The sequence below is a fragment of the Ignavibacteriales bacterium genome (assembly GCA_026390595.1).
Classification (GTDB): Bacteria; Bacteroidota; Ignavibacteria; order UBA10030; family UBA10030; genus UBA9647.
On record JAPLFQ010000010.1, the window covers coordinates 157855 to 178886 of the forward strand.

A 21032-nucleotide genomic window follows, 5' to 3' on the forward strand; every position below is an offset into this window, starting at 1 on the left:
ATGGACCACAAAATCTACCCTAATGTTCAAATCGGCAAGGACGCGGTGATCGGGGAATATGTCATCATCGGCGTTCCTCCCCGCGGCAAGAAGCCCGGTGAGCTCCCGACCATCATCGGCGATGGGGCGGTTCTTCGCTCTCATACGGTGATTTACGCCGGCAACATTATCGGGAAAAACTTCCAGACGGGGCACCACGTTTTGGTGCGCGAAGAAAACCAGTTCGGTGACAACGTCAGTATCGGGACCTCATCCGTGGTCGAGCACCATGTGCGGATGGGGAATAACGTGCGCATCCATTCCCAGGCATTTGTGCCTGAAATGTCGATTCTTGAGGACGGCGCGTGGATCGGACCACATGTAGTCATCACCAACGCCGCGTATCCGCTTTCCCAGAATGTCAAGAATGAGCTCAAAGGTGCAGTGGTAAAAAAGAATGCAAAGGTCGGCGCCAACGCGACCCTGCTGCCCGGAGTGACGATTGGCGAGAACGCGCTTGTCGGTGCCGGTGCGGTCGTGACAAAAGATGTCCCTGCGAACAAAGTTGTGGCGGGAAACCCGGCGAAGGTCATCAACGACGTGTCCAACCTTCCGTACGGAGAGCGTCAATGAAGATTCCTTTGGTTGACTTGAAAGCTCAATATGCAGGCATCAAGACGGAAATCGACAGCGCCGTTCAACTCGTGCTGGATGAAACAGACTTTATTAACGGCGGCGCCGTTTCGAAATTCGAACAATCCTTCGCGGCATACTGCGGAACCCGTTCCGCGGTCGGACTGGCTAACGGCACAGACGCCCTTCAGTTATCATTGCTCGCCCTGGGAATAGGAAGAGGTGACGAGGTTATCACCGCGGTCAATACATTTATCGCAACATCCGAGGCAATCTCGGCGACAGGTGCCCGACCCGTATTCGTTGACAACGATCCTCAGACTTACACGATCGACGTCAGTAAGATTGAAGAGAAGATCACGCCGCACACAAAAGCGATCATACCCATACATTTGTATGGCCAACCTGCTGCAATGATCGCGCTCAACGAGATCGCCGCTCGCCGCAACCTGGCCGTCGTCGAAGACGCCGCACAGGCCCACGGGGCAAGTTTCAAGGGAAAGTCCGTCGGGACTCTGGGGAAAATCGCGTGTTTCAGTTTCTATCCTGGCAAGAACCTCGGGGCGTACGGCGACGCCGGAGCGATCGCGACAAACGACGAAGCGCTTGCGAACAAAGTCCGCATGCTCGCAAACCATGGCCGGCTGAAAAAGTACGAGCACGAGATGGAAGGATACAACAGCCGCCTCGATACGCTGCAGGCAGCGGTACTCGATGTGAAGCTGCGCCACCTTCGGGCTTGGACGCAACGGCGTCAGCAGCACGCTGCGCAGTACTCACAGCTGCTTTCCAGGGCGGCGGAGATCGTTACCCCCGTTGTCCACCCCGACGCAACGCACGTGTTTCATTTGTATGTCGTCCGCGTCCGGCAGCGTGAAAAAGTACAGCAGGCACTCAAGGAAGCGGGGATTGCGACAGGAATTCATTATCCGATTCCACTCCACATGCAGCCGGCGTACAAATACCTGGGACTTCCTGCGGGTTCATATCCTGTGGCCGAACGTTTTGCGGGCGAGATCCTGAGTCTGCCGATGTACCCCGAACTGACCGCTGATCAAGTCACGTTCATTTGCGATATACTGATCAACGCCTGCCGTTCGAATTCTGCCAGCAAATTGGTCTGATCGATGGCCTCACCCGCGGGCACATTCCTGAAGAACAAAGACATCGTCATTATTTCCATTTCTGATTGGGAAGGTCCCAAGCGGATTCGACAGTTCTTATCCGAAGAGCTGGCTCGCCAGGGAAACAGGGTTCTGTTCGTCGAATCGCAATACACGCTCTCCAAATTCATCCAGAAACCCAATGTTTCCCGTGCGCTCCGATTCCTCAAGGGTCCCCGGCGTCAGGCAGACAATCTTTATCTTCTTTCTACGATTCCATTTATACCCGGCGGTGAATTCAGCGCCGGAATCAGCCGGACGAATTGGAATCTCGAACGATCATTTCTCCGTCAGGCAATGAAGCGCCTCGGATTCCACGATCCAATTCTCTGGATCTTTGCCTACAACGCCAGTCCGCTCATCGGCAAGCTTGGTGAATCGCTCTCACTCTATTTCTGCAACGATGCCTTCAGTCTCCTCGTCGACTCAAAAACCTTGCAGCAGCGAATTGTATCGCTCGAGCGGGAAGTCCTGCAGAAGGTCGACGTCACCTTTACCGTTTCAGACAAGCTCTCGGAAGAGAAATCCCGCTTTCATAAATCCGTTCACACAATCTGCCATGGGGTGGATTACGCGCTTTTTGACCGGGCAGCCGGAGCGAACGTTGGCCGGCCTGTTGACATGCCCTCCGGGAAACCTGTCATAGGGTACTCGGGCGTTATTCGCTACATGCTCGACCTCGAGCTCATCCGGTTTCTGGCTGACCAGAAACCCGATTGGGACTTCGTTCTGGTCGGGCCGGTGAGCGAGAGCCGGTCTGAGTTCTACGCGCACATCGAAAACCTCAGGCGGCGGCCGAACGTTCACTTCCTTGGATCGAAGCGCCCCGAAGAACTTCCCGCATATATCAACGCGTTTGATGTGTGCCTTCTCCCCTATATCAAGGGGGAAGTGTCGACATACTACGCTGCCCCGTTGAAGTTCTATGAGTATCTCGCAGCCGGCAAGTGCGTCGTTTCGACGGTTGGACCAAAGGAGTATGATCGCGACGTCGTCATCAATGGAACTTCTCAACAGGAAGTTCTTGCTGCCATTGCAGAAGCTCTGTCCATGGAGTCACCAGCGCTGATGTTGAAACGGAAAGAGATCGCCAAACGCAACAGCTGGTCGGAACGGGTCCGGCAGATTGATGCCATACTCGCTGCCGGATCCGTCTAATATGGTATTCAAGAAGCGAACCACGAAGGCACAAAGAGCACGAAGTCATCTTTGTCTACAAATTCTTTGTGCCTTTTGCGCCAAAGGCGCATGAGCCTTCGGCTCAGTGGTGAAATTTCTTCTCAAGACTAGTGAATATGGGAATCCTCGGACGTAATTTTCTTCATACTGCAGTTTCAAACTTCGTCCTGAAGTTCGTCGTCGGCATGGTTATTGCCGTCGTCCTGGGCAACGCTCTCGAGATAGCCGAACGCGGAGAGTACTTCCTCCTCGTCCTGATTATCACCACGATCACAACCGTTTTGAACTTCGGCATTCCAGGTACGAACACCTATTTTAGAGCTCAGAAGAAATTCAGTCGCGCCCAGCTCACACGGGCGTCAATTATTCTCACGATTCCAATCAGCGTTCTCAGTTTCGGGCTCCTGTTTCTCGTCTACATCCTTCGACTGAACTTCCTCTTCCCGATCGACAAGATGACGCCGGCTGTCATCGCATCGCTCTGCATTATCCCCGTCGTCTTTTTTTCCCAGTTTGCCCAGGGGATCATTGTCGGCGAGAACAGGATCAGCCTGAACAACTACATTTCGCTCAGCAGTCAGGGAGCCCTCGCCATCACGCTCACAATTCTCTATGCACTTCATGCCTTGACGGTGACGATCGCAATCGGGCTCTTTGCGGCCAGTTTCCTGCTCGCTTTCGGTATCATCATCTACACATCGTTTCCGCCTCTGGGGGAGGTTCTTCGTGCGCGCCTCCATTGGCATGAATACCGCGAACTCGTTGGGTTTTCTGCCACAATCCACGTTGGCAATCTGACGCAGTTTTTCAACTATCGGCTTGATGCGTTCATCGTCAGTTATTTTCTCGGGCTCGGGGGGGTCGGCATTTACAGTTACTCGAAAACGTTCGCCGAATCCGTATGGCTCCTCTCTGCTTCGATGGCCGCCGTTCTTCTGCCGACGCTCGCAGGACATCATGCCCACTCCAAGATGATCGCGGTCAAGGCGGTCGTCGCGACGTTCGCGGTTTCTTTGGCTGCAGGTATCGCTGCGTTCCTGATCGGGCCGCCAGTAATAAGAATTCTCCTTCCCCGGTTCGTCGGCTCCATTAACCCGTTTCTCTTCCTTCTCCCGGGCGTGGTGATTTTTTCCCTCACAAATGTCCTCGCAACGTACCTGACGGCTGCCGGAAAGCCCGGGTACAACGCCGCGATAGCGTTTATTTCGTTTCTATTCACGGTCATTTTTGATATTTTGTTGATTCCACGGTATGGTATGTCCGGCGCCGCTTTCGCCTCCGGCATTTCATACACGATGTCGTCGATCATGACCGTCGGTGTCTTCTGGCGGGTCTCGAACATGACGACTTCGGAATTTCTGGAAATCTTGAAGTCGATGTCGATGGATTTCCGGAGCATCGCCGCCCGATTGCGTCAGCGGATTGGCCGTGGAAACAACTAACCCGGGATACCAAAACCGAAATGAAGAGTTACATCAAGCAATTCTCCGAGCGACCGCAATACCTCTCGGAACGGCTCTACTTTGAGCGGTTCCACGGGGCATCGGCGGGTCCGATTCTTGAAATCGGTTGCAGCGTCGGCCACCACACGCAGTTTGGCGGCGAGCGGAAGATCGGCATCGACTATGATTTCGACGCGCTAAAGATTGCACGCGACAAGGGATTCACCGTGGCTCAGGTTGATGTTCAACCCGGCCTGCCGTTCAAGGACGCTTCGTTCACCTCCATCGACTGCCAGCATGTCATCGAGCACGTTGAACAGCCCCTCTTTCTTATGAAGGAATGTCTGCGAGTGCTCAAGCCGGGCGGGCGGGCAGTCATTGTAACACCGAATGTCCGCGCCGTGGGTTTTGAATTCTATGTCGACTATACCCACATCCGGCCCTTCACATCGACAAGCCTGGAACGGGTCGCTTGCGACGCCGGCTTCTCCCGCTACAAGGTGCAGTCTTCCTATACCGGAATACCGCTCACAAAACTGCTCAACCAGCGCGGCCTTCTTTCCATCGAGGGAGCGCTCAAGGTTCAATCTTTGTTCTATTCGCTCGGCATGAGAGTGAAGGAAACGCTCGTTCTCATCGCCGAGAAATGATCTCCCCTAAACATGAATAGCCGCCAGAAAATACTGATCATCTGTCCAGGGGCAAGGTCCCCGTTCGTTCGCAGCGATGCCGCGATCCTCGCGAAGCACTATCCGACGGAAATCCTCGGCGTCGATACACTCCCCTTTCCGCGAAAACTGGTCCTCCTTTTCCGGCTCCTTTCGCTGCTCTTGAAGGGAGAGGTATTGATGGTGCTGATGTACTTCTCGGTTCCGATCTATGCGCCGTTTGTCGTTACGCTGGCGAAGTTGTTCGGAAAGAAAGTCGTCGTCATTACCGGCGGGTACGACACGACCTACGTCCCGGTTATCGATTGGGGAGAAATGAAGACCTGGTGGAAACGGATCGCTCAGAGATATGCACTTTTCATGGTCGACCTTGTCCTCTGTTTCTCGGAATTCTCGAAGAGCGACGTTCTTAAGTATGCGAAGCCGAAGCGCTCCAAGGCGCTCTACTTCGGCATCGACACGGAGTATTTCAAACCGTCCGGACCAAAAGAGCCGCTGGTAATCACGGTATGCTTTCAGGTGAACGAGAGCACCCTCATCCAGAAAGGGTTGCGGACGATGATCGAAAGCGCTCGCTCCATCCCCGAGGCTCAGTTCGTCCTGATCGGTGAAACGAGCAATGATGCTGCCGTCGCGGACGCGCGCCGCACAGCTCCGGCAAATGTCCGCTTCCAGGACAAGTTCATATTCGACGAGGAGTTGCTTCATTACTATCAGCGGGCGACAGTGTACGTGCAGGCTTCGGCACACGAAGGATTTGGAATTGCCAACGCCGAGGCGATGTCATGCGAATGCATACCGGTCGTGACAAACACTACAGCACTCCCTGAAGTTGTCGGGGATGCAGGATTCTTTGTTCCGTTTGGAGATGTACCGGCAACTGCGCAGGCAATCAGGCGCGCATTGGCCTCGCCCGAGCTTGGAAAGAAAGCGCGTGCACGCATCCTCGAGAATTTCACATTTGACATCCACGAGCGCACATTGCTTGCCGACGTGCGCTCCGTAATCGGCCACTAAGGGCAAGAAAGGTCCGAGAGAGAAATGAACATTGTCGTTATCGGCGGGGCTGGATTCATCGGCTGTAATGTTGCAGATTACTACCTGAAGAACGGACATCACGTCACAGTGTTCGACAACTTCTCCCGCAAGGGAACACTGCAAAACCTTCAGTGGCTGCAGACGAAGTACAAAGAGAACCTGACGGTCGTGCAGGGGGACACCCGCATTGATTTCAATAAGCTCAAGTCGACAGTGGGCAAGGCGGACATTGTCTTTCACCTTGCCGCCCAGGTAGCCGTGACCACGTCCGTTGTGGACCCGCGGGAAGATTTCGAAATTAACGCGCTCGGGACGTTCAACGTCCTCGAGGCAATCCGGCTCTCCGGCAACAAGCCGGTCGTCCTCTATTCGTCAACGAACAAAGTCTATGGCGGGATGGAGCACGTGAAAATTGTGGAGCGGAACGGAGTCTATGACTACGATACCCTTCCGCAGGGAGTCTCCGAGAGCGAACAACTCGATTTCCATTCTCCCTACGGCTGCAGCAAGGGAACGGCAGATCAGTATATGATCGACTATTCCAGGATCTACGGCCTCCGGACCGTGGTATTCCGCCAGTCCTGCATCTATGGATACCGGCAGTTCGGCGTTGAAGATCAGGGTTGGGTCGCACATTTCACGATTTCTGCCATGTTCAACCGCGCCCTCTCGATCTATGGCGACGGGAAACAGGTCCGCGACGTCCTGTTCATCGATGACCTCGTCCGGGCATACGACATGGCGACGCAGCAGATCAACAAAACCTCCGGGAAAGCCTACAACATCGGCGGCGGGCCGCAGAAGAAGATGTCGCTTCTGGAACTGATCGCGTACCTCGAGAAGTTCTTCGGCAAGAAGCTGACCTATACGTTTGGCGACTGGCGTCCGGGCGATCAAAGAGTCTTCATCTGCGATATCCGCAAGGCGAAGAATGAGTTTGACTGGGAACCGAAGATCGGCGTCGAAGATGGCGTGCAACTCCTCGCCGCGTGGGTGAAGGAGAACAAAGACGAATTCAAGTCAATCTACTTCTGAAGCCGCAGAGCCAGTCAGAACCGAAGTACCAGCCGCGGTGAACCGTGAACAGTAAACAGTGAACCGTCCTCAACTTCAAACTCACAACTCGGAACTAAGAACTCCTTGTGCGGAATAGCCGGAATATTTTCTCCTGAAGGGAAACCTGCTGACAGCGGTCTCCTCGTACGGATGACCACCGCACTGCGGCATCGCGGACCGGACGACGAGGGTTTCTTGCTTGCTCACACAGCATCTGCAAAGGTGCAGCCGTTCCGTGGAAGCGACACCGTCCCCGAAATCACCAACCCGGATATCAACGCCCCTTTCAGGTTTGACGACTCTCCCAATCTCGCCCTCGGCTGGAGACGTCTCGGCATCATCGATCTCTCCCCCACCGGGCATCAACCGATGACGAATGCAGATCGAACCGTCTGGATCGTCTTCAACGGCGAGATCTACAACTACATCGAACTACGGAAAGAACTTCAGGCAGCCGGGTTTGTCTTCCGCACACAATCCGACACAGAGGTCATCCTCCACGCCTACACCGCGTGGGGTCCCGAGTGCGTCAACAGGCTCAACGGGATGTGGGGATTTGCGCTCTATGATACCAAGCAGCGGAAACTGTTTTGTGCGCGCGATCGGTTCGGGATTAAACCGTTCTACTATTGGTGGGACGGCACAACGCTCCTGTTCGCGTCTGAGATCAAGGCGTTGCTCGAATCCCGCGAAATACCCCGCGTTGCGAACGGCGGGATGGTCTACGACTATCTCGCGCACAGGATCATCGACCATACCGATCAAACGTTTTTCGAATCCATTTACCAGCTCCGCCCCGGTCATTGGCTCCAGATCGATAAGTCGGGCTTGCGGACCCACCAGTATTACCAGCTCACCTATTCGCCGGATGCCGGTACGTATGACGAGGCGCAATGCCGCAGATACGTGGATGAATTCCGCGAGCGATTCACAGACTCGATCAGGCTCCACCTTCGCACCGACGCGACCATTGGAAGCTGCCTGAGCGGCGGACTCGATTCATCATCGATTGTCTGCACGGGTAACCAGCTGATTTTTGGTTCAGAGGGTGTCAGCCGCTCAATTGTCGGCGACCGGCAGAAGACCTTCACCGCGACGTACGCCGATGCGCGGTTCAGCGAAGATCAGTTCGTTCAGAGCGTCATCGGCCAGACACATGCCGCACCGTTCTTCATTCAACCGTCCAGCGAAGGCTTACGGGCTGATCTGCCCGCATTCGTACGGGCGCACGACGAGCCGGTGATCTCCACTTCGATGTACGCACAGTGGAACGTGATGAAACTCGCCTCTCAGAACAAGATCAAGGTGCTTCTCGACGGTCAGGGGGGCGACGAATTGCTCGGCGGCTACCGCTGGCATTTCCCTGTCTTCCATGGCCAGCTTATGAAAGAGCTTCGGTTCGGCGACCTGCTTCGTGAAATCAGTTCGACTCAAGGCGTGACCGGCCTTTCAATGGCGAGCCTGGCGAAGCCGATTCTGCAGAAGCTCGCCAAGTCCCTCGTACCGAAAAACTTGCGGAGCGAATTCCTTGGCGTATCGGGCTACATCAATAGCGACTTCGCTTCCCGAAGCGCCAACCGTGCGACAGCCCTGACGAAGAGCGACTTCAGTCTCCAACGTCGACTGTGGGAGGAGGAAACACGCTTCAACCTCCAGCAGCTGCTTCATTACGAAGATCGAAATTCGATGGCGTTCTCCATCGAGGCGCGAGTTCCCTTTGTCGAGTACCGATTGATCGAATTCGTGATGAATGTCCCGGCGGTGTACAAAATCCATGAGGGCTGGTCGAAGTATCTTCTTCGCCGCTCGATGGAAGGCCTGCTCCCTAAAGACATCCAGTGGAGACGGGACAAGATGGGGTTCGTGACTCCCGAGGAGCTTTGGATGCGTGAACTTCACGGCGATTTCCGGACACTGCTTCGTCAGCAGCCGCTGCGCGCAGGACGTTTTCTGCTGACGGAGAAGTTCGCACATGATTTTGAACAATCGACATTGCCGTTGGCCAGCAGCGACACCTGGCGTTTCCTGAATCTCGAGCTCTGGATGCGCGAATTCGCAGTCAGTTGAGATTCTTCCTTACTTTCCTCCGCACGCCGATGATACAAGTCCATATCCGACGTATCATGCATCGCCTCATCAATCCCCTGATGTGGCAATGGCATGGACGTACGCGGGTTGAGCGGCTGTCGGACGCAGAGTTCCGAAACACATTTCCGTTGCGACAGGACCCGGCTGGTTTTCTCCTGGACTTCCACGAGTCAGCGCGGCTCCGATTCTTCTTCCACCCCCGCAACAAGAAGGACTTCTTCCTCTATCTCCTTACACAAACGCAGCCGTACGAGGAAGTTCTCTCTGACGCCCAGGATGTCCTCGAAAACAAATTTGAGGCTTTCGGCCTTGGCAAGACCAGCCTCGGCGAGAGCATCCACTGGCAAAGAGATTTCAGCAGCGGTAGGATCTGGCCGATGAAACCTCTTTCCGCCGGCGAGCTGCTCGATATCGGCAAACCATCGGATATCAAGATCGTATGGGAGTTGAACCGATTCCATCAGGTTTGGTGGCTGGGGAAGGCGTATTGGGCGACGCAAAACGAAGAATATGCACGCAAGTTCGGCGAACTGGTCGAAGACTGGATTCAGAAAAACCCCGTTGGACGCGGTCCAAATTGGAGCATCGCAATGGAGGTGGCCCTCCGTGCCTGTAACTGGATCGCGGGCTACTATTTCTTCTGTGATTCAAAATCACTGACGGATGATTTCTGGCTGAAGTTTCTGAAGAGCCTGTATTCCCACGGACGTTACGTGGAAAGTCATCTTGAGTACGCGAAGCGCAATGGCAACCATCTGCTGGCGGACGTCGTTGGGCTCCTGATGATGGGAGTCTTCTTCCGCCCGGCTCCGTTTGGGGCGCGATGGACCGAGTGGGGAGCACGAACTTTGCAGGAAGAAATGCAGACCCAGGTGTACCCGGACGGTGTGAACTACGAGAAATCGGTCGGATATCACCGGCTGGTCCTCGAACTCTTCTATACCGCGGCAATCCTGTGCCGCAATAACAAGATTCCCCTCGAAGAGGCGTTCACGAAGCGGCTGGAGAAGATGTTTGAGTTCGTCCAGGCTTACACCAGACCCGACGGCTCTTCTCCGGTTGTGGGTGACGCTGACGACGCACGTCTGTTTCAGTTTTCAACCCGCGAGGATTTCAACGACCATCGGCACGCTCTGTCGGTGGGAGCTCTCCTTTTCGATCGGGCGGATTTCCGTTCTACGGCAGAACGTTTTACACAGGACGCGCTCTGGCTCTTTGGCGGCGAAGGGTTCGAAAAACATCAGCGGTTGCAGGCATCGGTAAGTGCGGCCGAATCGAAGGATTTTCCCGACGGCGGATACTATGTGATGCGAAGCGGTGAAGTCCACCTGTTCGTCGATGCCGGTGACATCGGCATGCTCGGCCGCGGCGGACACGGACACAACGACACCTTCAGCTTCGAGTTCTGGTGCGACGGGTCCCCACTCATCGTGGACTCAGGAACGTTCACGTATTCGGCGGACGTCTACCTGAGAAACGAGTTTCGGCGTTCACAAGCGCACAACACGCTGGTCGTCGACAAGAAGGAAATCGCCGACTTCACGGGCTTGTGGTCAATCCAATCCGATGACACCAATCCAAAGATACTGACATGGAGTTCCGACGCCGAACGGGACGTACTGGAAGTGGAACACTCCGCGTATCTCTCCCTCCCCTCGCGGATCACGCACCGGAGAAGATTCGAATTCGCAAAAGCCCCCCTCTCTCTCATTGTGACAGACGCACTCCTGGGATCGGGATCGCATTTGTTTGAGAGTTATCTTCACTTCGCGCCCGGTGTTTCTCTCGAGCTAACGGGCCCCCAAAAAGCCATAGCAAGGAATCAAAACGGACGTTATATTGTATCCGTTAGCCGGGGGGAGTTTTCTCCCGAAGACACCTGGTACTCCCGGAGCTATGGTGTGAAGGAAAGGAACAAGACGTTGAAGATTTCGCTCAACGCCATCGTTCCAGCCGAAATCCAGATCACGCTGAGCCGGGACACTGCCGCCTAAACACACCTCACAGAAAGACCGACACGCACTGTGAAAAAGAACCCGCCGTCCCGAAAGAATCTGCCGACTGTCTCCGTCGTCATTCCCGTCTTCAACGAGGTGGAGAACATCCCCATTCTCTTCGATCATCTCAAGAAGGCGATTCACGGTCTCCCTTACAATTTTGAAACATTTTTCGTGGATGACGGCAGTACGGACGGAACCTTCCTGGCGATCAAGGATCTTCAGCAACGCGACAGGAACGTAAAAGCAATCTCCTTTTCCCGCAATTTCGGCCATCAAGCTGCGCTGACCGCCGGGCTCCACTACGCCTCGGGCGACGCCGTCATCACGATGGACGGAGATCTCCAGCATCCCCCATCCCTCATTCCGACCTTGATTGAGAAGTGGCGTGAAGGATATGAAATCGTCTACACAACGCGCGAGTCGACAGCTGATGAAACATTTTTCAAGAAGATGACCTCCCGGCTGTTCTACAAGATCATCAATGCATTTTCGGAGACTCCCGTGCAGCCGTTCGCTGCCGATTTTCGTCTCCTGGATCGTTCGGTTGTCAGGAGTCTGAACACGCTTGAAGAACGCGATCGGTTCCTGCGCGGGCTCATTGGCTGGCTTGGTTTTTCTACCATCGGAGTCCCGTATACGGCTGATCCCCGTGCCGCGGGAACAAGCAAATACACCGTCGGCAAGATGATGAAGCTCGCGTTCAATGGTATTATCTCGTTTTCCGCTGCGCCGCTGCACGCGGTGACCTACCTTGGTCTTTTCGCTTCGATCGTTGGCTTTCTGTACGGAATGTACTCCCTCTATGTTCGGTTCTTCACAAATGATACCGTGCAGGGATGGACCTCGCTCGTGATCGTCATTCTGTTCCTCGGAGGTGTGCAGCTGATCAGCATCGGAATCCTCGGAGAATACCTGATTCGTGTCTATGACGAGACGAAGCGGCGTCCGTTGTACATCGTACGAAACGCCATCGGATTAGACGATGCCCGCAAATCCTAAGGCCTTCGTTCTATTGCATCTGAGCGGTTTTCTGAAGCCGCGCCGGAGCCTACAACCATTTCCAGTCCTCTGATGGCCAGCACTTCAACTCGACGGTTTTCCAGGCTTCTCTTCGCTGTTCTCGCCCTTGCGCTTTTCGTGAGGCTCGGCTTTCTCTACCGGAATTGGAACAACCTCGATTTTGCAGCTTCCTATCTGATGCACGCCGAAGTCGCTCGCAACATCCTGAACGGTCACTGGTTTCAGCTCGACCAGCAGCATCTTCAGGACTACCTGCGCGAGTGCACCACACAATCGAGACTCATCGATCAGCAGGACTTTCCGCCCCCAGCGCAGGAGCACCTTGTTCCGCTCTACAATGACGAAGGTGGGTATGGGCTCCTCCTCGCAGCGATATGGAAAATCACCGGTTCTCACCGTTGGTGGTATGTGCGCCTCCTGCAGGTACTGCTCGATGTGCTGATGTGCTGGTTTGTCTATCGGATCGGCAGGCAGGTCTTCAACGAACGAACAGGCCTCATCGCAGCGTTTGCCTACGCGTGCTTCATCCCCGGCATCGAGCTGGCGGTGCGCCCGCACCGGGATATTTGGGTAACGTTTCTGTTTATCATCACAGTCTACCAGTTGACCGCAATCGGTTCCGGACCACACACGTGGTGGCGCATCCTTGGCATCGGAATCGCAACCGGTATCGTGGCGTGGATGCGGTCCACCGTTCTGCTGTTTGTCATCCTGATGATACCCATGGTGTTCGTGATGAGACCGCCGCGGGAAGCGTTGCGCTTTTCTTTTCTGCTCCTCGTCGGATTTGTGCTGACCTTTTCGCCGTTGGTTGTTCGCAACTACGTGGTCTTCAACAAGTTCATGGCCACGCGGGGAGTCTTCTGGCATTCCTTCTGGGCCGGAGTGGGTCAGATGCCGAACCCATACGCAGTACGCGACGATGACGAAACAATCATCCGCTTTGCCCGGTCCCTCGACTCCAGCGCACAGTATGAAACCGATTACTATGAGCAGGTCTTGAAACGCGAAGCTCTGACATACGTCAGCATCCACCCGTTCCTGTATGCAGGCTCAGTACTGAAGCGGGGAGTCGTGTTCGTGTTTCCAAAAATCGGGCGGGAGTTGTTCTTTCAGCCGCAGCTTCCACAGCATGTGACGGGAACGCTGAATACATCCTTCGGAAAAATCATGCTGATGATTGTCGACGGCTTGTTCACAGGGTGTTTCCTCGCCGGCCTCTGGCTGACACGACGACGATGGCGGGACCTGGCGGTTTTGTGTTACCCCTACGTATATACACTGGTGACGCTCGCGCCGTTCTATCTGGTCGGACGGAATATCATGAATGTGTACTTCGTGGTCCTGATCGTCGGGTCGGTTACGCTCTCATATCTCTGGGATAGGTTCAAACCAGCCCCATCCAGCGCCTCCTGACTTCATCCTCCCAACTCTGCCGTAGTAGCGTCAACGACACTCATTATCAGCTTTTCCTGAAACTTCGGACCGTTGATGCGAATGCGCCACCGTAGCAGACCATGCCAAGCGTCAGGAGTTCGTAGTGATACGGTTTCGGATACTGAAATCGAACCGCAGCATCTGTGTCGAGCATGAAGGAGACAAGAATTGCCGCCGAACCGAGGAGGGCAAGAGCGATAGTGGTCCGGGATGCCTGGAACGGACCGTGCTTTTCTTCTCTGTGAAGAATCAACCACCCACCAGCTATCATCGTCACCGAAACTGCGACCGGCGCAATGACAGGCCCGATCCAGGGAAATGGGATGAGAAATAGGATGTCCCAATCGAAGACCGACGCCGGCCAATCGAGGACCAGTTTCAGCCAGACGTAATAGAAGATATCCCACACGCCGAATCCGATCAGGAAGTAGCTGAAACGCTGCCATCGGGTCATCCCTGCTATGAATCCCACCGTGATGAGCATGACAATCGTGGCCAGCTCGCGCACAAGTTCCACGGCAACGTTCGACATGATCGCCGGTTTCAAAGGAAATGCAAACCCTTCCGGGTAGAAGATCTGACGCAGGTAGACAACAACGCTTGATTCAACGAAGGCAAATGCAGCGGCAAAAAGGGCAACGAGGAGGATTGTTCGGGTACTCTTCATAGGTAGCATGAATGCAGAACGGGAGTAGAAAGGAAAACGCTCCTGCCCATGCCCCTTGAATCTGGCATGAACAGGAGCGTTCTGAACAACGACTAGTTACCGCCGGTACGTGCTGGCCGCGGCGCAGCTGCCGGCTTGCGCGGGAACATTTCATCGCGCATCGCCGCATTATACAGAAATGCAGCCATGATCGTCGATGCCTGCTTCATATCGTCCCCCTGAACTCGCTCGAACACGTCGGCGGTAGAATGGTGAACCCGCGTATCATATTCCAACGGATCCTGGATGAACTGGAACCCAGGCAATCCAACGCCATCGAATGACAGGTGGTCAGTTCCACCTGTATTTTGAAGTGTAATCGTGGTCGCTCCCAACGAAGCGAACGGTGCAAACCACGCACGGAAAATTGTTCGGGCTGCTTCATTCCCCTGCAGATAAATACCGCGGAACTTGCCCGATCCGTTGTCGTGATTGAAATAGACCGAGAGTTTTTCATGCTCAGGTTTCAGCTTCAGTTCGCCTCCGCCCCCTCCCATCATCGCCGCCATGCCGCCACCGCCGCCTGTGCGCTCACCAAAATGCTGAGCGACATATGAGCGCGAACCAATCAAGCCTTCCTCTTCAGCAGCCCAGAGTCCAATACGAATTGTCCTGCGCGGCTTGACACCGAGCGCCTGGAGAATACGGACAGCTTCCATCGACGCGGCAACGCCGGTGCCGTCATCGGATGCACCGGTGCCCCCCTGCCATGAATCCAGGTGACCACCCACCATGACGACCTGGTCCTTGAGATCGGTGCCCGGGATTTCAGCAATGACATTGAACGACGAATCTGCCGGCGTCCAGGCGACATCCAGAGCCATTTCCACTTTCACCTTCTGGCCGTTTTCGATCATCCGTGCAAGCCGGTTGTACTGCTCTACGGCGACGGTGACCTGCGGAACAATCTGCGGAGCCTTCGCGTCATACGCGCTGACGCGTTCATTGAACGGTGTCCCTGCAGGCTGTGGAACGGTCGCCGAAGCGACAAAAATGGTGCCTCCGTCCCCTCGTCCTGCGTCAAGCACCACGAGCGCGCCTTCCTTCTGGCAGAACTCGAGTTTCTTCGGACCGATAGTCTGAGCTTCCGTCCGCTCTGCGATAATTCTCGTGATGGTTGCTTCATCAGCATCCGGCTGGCTCTGCTTGATCATGGCACGCATCATTGAGTCGCGCGCTGCCGGAGTCATCTGGCCGAATTGCCCGCGGCGCCCGCCGCCGGCTTCCGGCAATCCTGCGTTCGCCATTTTCAGCAACTCGGCGTCCGTCAACCGGTGTCCTTCTGCTTCAAAGTGTGCTGGGACTTCGCGTACGGGACTGATAAGGACAATCTTCCCTTTCAGTTTTCCTTTGTAGCTTTCCAGCTCAGCTTCGTTCTTGACGTTCAGGAATACAACATCGCCGGTTACAGATCCCTTGATGCCCGGTGTCCACGCCTTGGGGTACGCCGTGATCGGGAAGCCCTTTGGTTGAAGAGCCGTCATATAGAAACGCTTCAGCGTCCACCCTTTTGCGACCGGTCCGGATTTCTCCATGTGAATATTCTGCAATCCCCACGAAGCGAGCTTCTGACTCACCCACGCTCCCGCTTCCTTGTAGTCCGGTGAGCCGGCCAGCCTTGGGCCATAGACGTCGCTGAGAACGCTCAGGATGTCCATCACCTGAGATTTCTTCAATCCTTCTTCCTTGATCTTGTTGATCATGATTGTGTCAACCTTTTCGGGCGCCATTTGTGCGACACCGAACGACGCGACCACGAGCACGAGCACGACAACGCAGAGTACGCGTTTCATCATGTCGGGAGTCCTCCTTGATTGGGAAATGAGACGTGAGAGATGATTATGAAAAACGATTTCGATGCCGTAGTACCTGAAGTGTAAGAATAGACGAAAGAGCAGTAAAAAAGTAGCGCAAAATGACTGTTTTTCTTCTGACCGCCGCACAGATCTGGAACGACCGTCTGAGAGACGTTGAATCTAAGATGGGTAACACCTGGAGATGAATCTTGAAAACCACCTGCAAATCGAATTCCCATAGTTGATAATCGCGAATTCTTTAGAGAAAACAAAGAAATCTGCTCTCACAAACCGTGATTTCACGGTATTCGCAAAAAATGCTTGACTGCCTCGTTTTTTTTCTCCAGTATTCCATGGGGAGTTCGTTATAATCCCTCCTTTTCTGACCGGACATCTGTGATCCATATGATAGACCTCAACACCGTGTATGTGGAACCCGCGGCTCTGAAGCTGATCTCCAAGCGAATTGCGCTGGAGCTGACCATCATTCCGATATCGTTGCAGAATGACGTCGTCATTGTCGCTGTCCCCGAGCTTTTTCGCCGCAGGCTTCTGACCGACGTACGCTTCATCTTGGGGAAGAAGACAAAAGTCAAAGCCGTATCTGCCTCTCGCGACTCCATCGTCGCCGCCATTCACCGTCTCTACGGAAACTCCGAGAACTGACGGCCCAGACACGGTGCCTCCTCAAACCACCTGAACCCAGCCGCACTCCGCACAAATCACATACGCATCCTATTCGATATTCGCCCCTGAATCTCCGCAAGTACTGACTCGTTGCCATTTCTGATTTCGCCGCGGAACATTGCTTCGTCTGTCGCCCCGGTTCTTTCTCCTCGTTTCTGATTCCTCATGTTCCTTAGAGAACTCCCTAAGGACAATCCACACTCATACACTAACCGTACGGAGGTTGCTATGCCTAATACCAGTGCTCTCTACTCCACGATGGTCCGCTCGGGCCGCACGACGTACTTCATCGATCTCAAGGAAGCCAAGAACGGCCACAAATACCTCTCCATCAGTGAGAATAAGATTGACGGAGAAGAGAAGAAACGTGTGACGGTCAGAGTCTTCGGCGAATCCATCGAAGAGTTCCAGAAAGCCGTCAATGACGCAGCCGCGGCCATAGCGCAGTAGTTCAGCGCGTCGGACGTCGGCATACAGGGTCGGCCCACGCGGAGGGCCGACCCACCCTTACCCTTCCTGCCCGCTTTCCCGTACTTTATTTTTTCCAAGAATCCCGTATATTGTTCCCACCCCTGCACCGTTTACCAAACCACTTCTTCGAAGGATCATTCTATGAGACTCACACTCCTCGTGTGCCTGGGCCTCTCGCTTCTTTCTGCTCTCAGCGTTGCTCAGCAGAATCAGGCGGCAACCGGCTCAAATCCCTTCTTCAGCGAATACACAACTCCCTTCAAGACTCCTCCTTTCCACCTCATCAAGTTTGAACACTACATGCCTGCATTTCTGAAAGGCATGGAGGTGCATAAGGAGGAAATTGAAGCGATCATCACCAGCGCCGAACCACCGACGTTCGAGAACACGATCGTGGCTCTCGAGCATTCGGGCGCATTGCTCGACAAGGTGAATGCAGTCTTTGGCAGCCTCCGCGGTGCAAACACCACCGATGAGCTGCAGAAAATCGCCAACGAAGTTACGCCTCTCCTCTCGAAGCACCGGGATGACATCAATCTCAATCCGAAGCTCTTCCTACGCGTCAAAGCGGTGTACGAAAAACGCAAGACAGCGCACCTGAACGCAGAACAGTTGAGACTGCTTGAGAACGCGTACAAGGATTTTGTCCGCGGCGGGGCAAATCTCGCCGGCGAAAAGAAGGAGCGTTTCCGCGCGATCAACGAGGAATCGTCGATGCTTCGGCTGAAGTTCGAGGAAAACGTCCTCAAGGAAACGAATGATTTCAAATTGATTGTTGACCGCCAGGAAGACCTCGCGGGTCTTCCTCAGTCTGCCATTGACGGCGCAGCAGAAGCCGCGAAGCGAGCAAAACTCGAAGGGAAGTGGGTATTCACGGTGCAGAAGCCGAGCATGCTTCCCTTCTTGCAATATGGTGAGAACCGGTCGCTGCGTGAGAAGTTGTTGAAAGGCTATATCATGCGTGGCGATCAGGGTAACCAATATGACAACAAGGAGATTGTCGCGAAGATCGCTGCCCTGCGGGTGGAGCGCGCACATCTCCTGGGGTACAAGACTCACGCCGATTTTGTTCTCGAAGTGAACATGGCGAAAAACCCCAGGACGGTCTATGAGTTCCTGAACAAGATCTGGAGACCCGCATTGAAGATGGCGAAGCAGGAACGAGCCGCCATGCAGGCGATGATCACAAGCGAAGGAAAGAGTTTCAAGCTCGAAGCATGGGACTGGTGGTATTACGCGGAAAAGATCCGGAAAGCCAAATACGATCTGGACGAGAACGAACTGCGACCGTATTTTCTGCTCGACAATGTCAGAAAGGGAGCGTTTGACGTCGCTGGAAGGCTCTATGGAATTGAGTTCTTTGAGCGCAAGGATATTCCGACCTATTCAGACGAGGTGACGGTTTTCGAAGTCAAACGCAAGGACGGGTCCCACGTTGGCATCCTCTACACCGACTATTTCCCCAGACCCGGGAAGCGCGCCGGCGCGTGGTGCAGTTCGTACCGCCGGCAGGAGCGGGTCGGTGAAACATTCGTGACGCCGCTGATGTACAACGTCGGGAATTTTTCCAGGCCGGCCGGCGACCGACCTGCCCTCCTGAGTCTTGAAGAAGCGGGAACACTCTTCCACGAATTCGGACACGCCCTCCATGGCCTCCTTTCGAACGTGACCTACAGGGGACTGCCCGTGCCGAGAGATTTCGTGGAGCTGCCGTCACAAATCATGGAAAACTGGGCATTTGAGCCCGAAGTGTTGAAATCGTACGCGCGCCATTACAAGTCTGGCGAAGTCATTCCGCAGTCGCTCATCGACAAGATCCAGAAGGCGGGAAAATTCAACCAGGGTTTCACGACGGTGGAATACCTCGCCGCCTCATTCCTCGATATGGACTGGCACACGCTGACGGACACGAAGCCGGTCGACGGTACGATGTTCGAAAAGAAATCACTCGACAAGTTGGAGCTCATTCCGGAGATTGTCGTCCGCTACCGGAGTCCGTACTTCGCTCATATTTTCAGCGGCGGCTATTCATCCGGCTACTACAGCTACATCTGGGCTGAGGTCCTGGTTGAAGATGCGTTTGAGGCATTCAAGGAGAAGGGATTATTCGACCAGGCAACGGCAACGTCGTTCCGCAAAAATATTCTCGAACGGGGCGGATCGGAGGATGCGATGAAGATGTACGAGCGCTTCCGGGGAAAGAAACCGACAATCGAGCCGCTTCTGAAGAAACGCGGACTTCTGTGAGGAAAAACGTTGCATCAAGGGCACATCGACCGAATTCGGCATGCGTGAGATGAAGAGCGCGATGAGCCCCGGTTCGGCGACACCAGCGTAGAGATCATTTCCGACATACCTAACCCAGACAAGATGCGGCTGTCCCATATGTAGGTCGAAATGTCATTTCGACCACGTTGAGGATTCCAAAATCGTTGGGACTGAAAGAACCTCCACGCAACTCAAGGGGTTGTTATTACTTTTGGGACAGCCTCTTTGCTGTTGGCAAACCGAACCCACGTAACTCAGAAATGCAGATTGAGGAAGGGAAGGATCCTGAGATACTCGGGATTGTTCTCGGCCCAGTTGATGATCCCAATCTGAACACCGAAGAGCTCGGTCGCGTGATTGAACAGGCCGATGGAAATCCCGCGTTGAGTCCCCTCAACCCGGTTGTAGCCCCCTACCGTAAGTCCCCGTGTATTCTCTGCAATCGTCATGAGGACGCTGACATTGATTCCTGAGAGTTCCTTTGCTCTGATGCGGTAAACGCCGACATTGATTCCCCGCATGGTGATCTCGTCATCCGGTTTGTCACTTCGCAGATCTCCCAAAGTAATATTCAGCCCCTCGATATCTTTTTTTGAAACGATCCCGATTCCGCCAACAGTCAATCCTCTGATCCCCCCCAATCCCAAGACCGCGAGACCTCCGATGGTGACTCCGCGAACAGTACCTTCGGAGACGACGGCCAATCCGCCAAAGCTGAGACCGCTCACGCCCCCAGTGCCCACAATAGCGAGACCTCCTAAGTTGATACCACTCAACGTTCCTTGAGTGACGGCAGCCATCCCGCCGACATTCACACCTGTAAGAGCTTCCTTTCCCACGACGGCCAGCCCGCCAATGCTAACTCCGGCTGTCGATCCCTCCGTGACAACCGCCAATCCTCCGATCGAGATTCCGGCCATGGTGTTGACGCTCTTCAGTCCTTTTACTTCACCGGCACCGACGACGGCGAGACCCCCTACATTGACCCCAACAAGTGATCCCTGCGACACGACTGCCAGTCCGCCCAGCGACAGTCCTGTGATTGTGCTCCTTCCAATGACGGCAAGTCCGCCGACGGAGATACCGTTGAGGGTGGCTGCTCCCGAGGCGACTACACCGAGCGACACACCATTGATAGTGCCAGACATTGGATCGGAAGGCTTCCACAGCGTGAAGTTGAGGCCATTGATTTCTTCCACACCGGCATCGCTCCAATTGAAGCGCAGACCGTTGTGCCTCGGAGAATTGCCAAAGCAGATTCCGTTGTTGCCAACGCCAAGAGTCAATGCGCTTCCTGGGCCTCCCATATCTTCTTGCGCCGGGGCAAACGAAACGATCAGAAGTGCGAGAAACACTGTGAAACGAAAAGTCCTCAACATTGATCCTCTTTGTTCAAAAGAA

At 54.5% G+C, this 21032-nt stretch carries 17 protein-coding genes; 14 read left to right on the forward strand and 3 right to left on the reverse strand.

Going from position 1 to position 21032, the window contains the following annotated elements; genetic code table 11:
* The 11 genes from NTU47_04570 to NTU47_04620 all read left to right on the forward strand — a co-directional run bounded on the left by NTU47_04570 (position 1) and on the right by NTU47_04620 (position 13682).
* Positions 1-612: an acyltransferase gene (locus NTU47_04570; GenBank protein ID MCX6133071.1), complete on the forward strand. Its 612-nt coding sequence runs from the start codon at positions 1-3 to the stop codon at positions 610-612.
* Positions 609-1736 carry a DegT/DnrJ/EryC1/StrS family aminotransferase gene (locus NTU47_04575; protein MCX6133072.1) on the forward strand — a complete coding sequence of 376 codons (1128 nt, stop codon included), beginning with the start codon at positions 609-611 and terminating at the stop codon, positions 1734-1736. The genes NTU47_04570 and NTU47_04575 overlap by 4 nt, the downstream gene beginning before the upstream one ends.
* Before the next feature lie 3 nt (positions 1737-1739).
* Positions 1740-2933 carry a glycosyltransferase gene (locus NTU47_04580; protein ID MCX6133073.1) on the forward strand — a complete coding sequence of 398 codons (1194 nt, stop codon included), beginning with the start codon at positions 1740-1742 and terminating at the stop codon, positions 2931-2933.
* A 137-nt stretch (positions 2934-3070) separates the two neighbouring features.
* Positions 3071-4396 carry a polysaccharide biosynthesis C-terminal domain-containing protein gene (locus NTU47_04585; protein MCX6133074.1) on the forward strand — a complete coding sequence of 442 codons (1326 nt, stop codon included), beginning with the start codon at positions 3071-3073 and terminating at the stop codon, positions 4394-4396.
* A gap of 20 nt (positions 4397-4416) precedes the next feature.
* Positions 4417-5046, forward strand: coding sequence for a class I SAM-dependent methyltransferase (locus NTU47_04590; GenBank protein ID MCX6133075.1), 630 nt, complete (start codon positions 4417-4419; stop codon positions 5044-5046).
* A gap of 12 nt (positions 5047-5058) precedes the next feature.
* On the forward strand, positions 5059-6081 hold the full coding sequence (locus NTU47_04595; GenBank protein ID MCX6133076.1) for a glycosyltransferase family 4 protein: 1023 nt from the start codon (positions 5059-5061) through the stop codon (positions 6079-6081).
* Positions 6082-6105: 24 nt separating this feature from the next.
* A complete protein-coding gene (locus NTU47_04600; GenBank protein MCX6133077.1) occupies positions 6106-7137 on the forward strand; it encodes a GDP-mannose 4,6-dehydratase in 1032 nt (343 codons plus the stop codon).
* A 105-nt stretch (positions 7138-7242) separates the two neighbouring features.
* Entirely contained in the window at positions 7243-9225 is a 1983-nt protein-coding gene (gene asnB, locus NTU47_04605) for an asparagine synthase (glutamine-hydrolyzing) (GenBank protein ID MCX6133078.1), read from the forward strand.
* Positions 9226-9281: 56 nt separating this feature from the next.
* Positions 9282-11240, forward strand: a complete 1959-nt coding sequence (locus NTU47_04610) for an alginate lyase family protein (protein ID MCX6133079.1) — start codon at positions 9282-9284, stop codon at positions 11238-11240.
* Positions 11241-11270: 30 nt separating this feature from the next.
* Positions 11271-12245, forward strand: coding sequence for a glycosyltransferase family 2 protein (locus NTU47_04615; GenBank protein MCX6133080.1), 975 nt, complete (start codon positions 11271-11273; stop codon positions 12243-12245).
* A gap of 72 nt (positions 12246-12317) precedes the next feature.
* The gene (locus tag NTU47_04620; protein MCX6133081.1) at positions 12318-13682 is read left to right on the forward strand and encodes a glycosyltransferase family 39 protein; all 1365 of its coding nucleotides are present in this window, start codon (positions 12318-12320) and stop codon (positions 13680-13682) included.
* Between the two features lie 46 nt (positions 13683-13728).
* Here the strand turns inward: NTU47_04620 and NTU47_04625 are convergent, their stop codons facing one another.
* Both NTU47_04625 and NTU47_04630 read right to left on the reverse strand, forming a co-directional pair.
* A complete protein-coding gene (locus NTU47_04625) occupies positions 13729-14370 on the reverse strand; it encodes a hypothetical protein (protein ID MCX6133082.1) in 642 nt (213 codons plus the stop codon).
* Positions 14371-14462: 92 nt separating this feature from the next.
* Positions 14463-16205 (reverse strand): M20/M25/M40 family metallo-hydrolase, encoded by a 1743-nt coding sequence (locus NTU47_04630; protein MCX6133083.1) that lies wholly within the window; start codon positions 16203-16205, stop codon positions 14463-14465.
* 405 nt (positions 16206-16610) lie between these two features.
* Here NTU47_04630 and NTU47_04635 point away from each other — a divergent pair, with 405 nt between their 5' ends.
* The 3 genes from NTU47_04635 to NTU47_04645 all read left to right on the forward strand — a co-directional run bounded on the left by NTU47_04635 (position 16611) and on the right by NTU47_04645 (position 19610).
* On the forward strand, positions 16611-16871 hold the full coding sequence (locus tag NTU47_04635) for a hypothetical protein (protein ID MCX6133084.1): 261 nt from the start codon (positions 16611-16613) through the stop codon (positions 16869-16871).
* A gap of 249 nt (positions 16872-17120) precedes the next feature.
* Positions 17121-17342, forward strand: coding sequence for a DUF3276 family protein (locus NTU47_04640; GenBank protein MCX6133085.1), 222 nt, complete (start codon positions 17121-17123; stop codon positions 17340-17342).
* A 162-nt stretch (positions 17343-17504) separates the two neighbouring features.
* Positions 17505-19610, forward strand: coding sequence for a M3 family metallopeptidase (locus NTU47_04645; protein ID MCX6133086.1), 2106 nt, complete (start codon positions 17505-17507; stop codon positions 19608-19610).
* Between the two features lie 275 nt (positions 19611-19885).
* Here the strand turns inward: NTU47_04645 and NTU47_04650 are convergent, their stop codons facing one another.
* A complete protein-coding gene (locus NTU47_04650) occupies positions 19886-21010 on the reverse strand; it encodes a hypothetical protein (GenBank protein MCX6133087.1) in 1125 nt (374 codons plus the stop codon).
* Positions 21011-21032 lie beyond the last annotated feature (22 nt).

Excerpts from the sequence above, each read along its gene's own strand:
- NTU47_04650 (MCX6133087.1), bottom strand. The coding sequence starts at position 21,010 with ATGTTGAGGACTTTTCGTTTCACAGTGTTTCTCGCACTTCTGATCGTT.
- NTU47_04580 (MCX6133073.1), top strand. The coding sequence starts at position 1,740 with ATGGCCTCACCCGCGGGCACATTCCTGAAGAACAAAGACATCGTCATT.
- NTU47_04635 (MCX6133084.1), top strand. The coding sequence starts at position 16,611 with ATGATAGACCTCAACACCGTGTATGTGGAACCCGCGGCTCTGAAGCTG.
- NTU47_04620 (MCX6133081.1), top strand. The coding sequence starts at position 12,318 with ATGGCCAGCACTTCAACTCGACGGTTTTCCAGGCTTCTCTTCGCTGTT.
- NTU47_04590 (MCX6133075.1), top strand. The coding sequence starts at position 4,417 with ATGAAGAGTTACATCAAGCAATTCTCCGAGCGACCGCAATACCTCTCG.
- NTU47_04625 (MCX6133082.1), bottom strand. The coding sequence starts at position 14,370 with ATGAAGAGTACCCGAACAATCCTCCTCGTTGCCCTTTTTGCCGCTGCA.
- NTU47_04600 (MCX6133077.1), top strand. The coding sequence starts at position 6,106 with ATGAACATTGTCGTTATCGGCGGGGCTGGATTCATCGGCTGTAATGTT.
- NTU47_04640 (MCX6133085.1), top strand. The coding sequence starts at position 17,121 with ATGCCTAATACCAGTGCTCTCTACTCCACGATGGTCCGCTCGGGCCGC.
- NTU47_04630 (MCX6133083.1), bottom strand. The coding sequence starts at position 16,205 with ATGATGAAACGCGTACTCTGCGTTGTCGTGCTCGTGCTCGTGGTCGCG.
- NTU47_04570 (MCX6133071.1), top strand. The coding sequence starts at position 1 with ATGGACCACAAAATCTACCCTAATGTTCAAATCGGCAAGGACGCGGTG.
- NTU47_04575 (MCX6133072.1), top strand. The coding sequence starts at position 609 with ATGAAGATTCCTTTGGTTGACTTGAAAGCTCAATATGCAGGCATCAAG.
- NTU47_04610 (MCX6133079.1), top strand. The coding sequence starts at position 9,282 with ATGCATCGCCTCATCAATCCCCTGATGTGGCAATGGCATGGACGTACG.
- NTU47_04595 (MCX6133076.1), top strand. The coding sequence starts at position 5,059 with ATGAATAGCCGCCAGAAAATACTGATCATCTGTCCAGGGGCAAGGTCC.
- NTU47_04585 (MCX6133074.1), top strand. The coding sequence starts at position 3,071 with ATGGGAATCCTCGGACGTAATTTTCTTCATACTGCAGTTTCAAACTTC.
- NTU47_04645 (MCX6133086.1), top strand. The coding sequence starts at position 17,505 with ATGAGACTCACACTCCTCGTGTGCCTGGGCCTCTCGCTTCTTTCTGCT.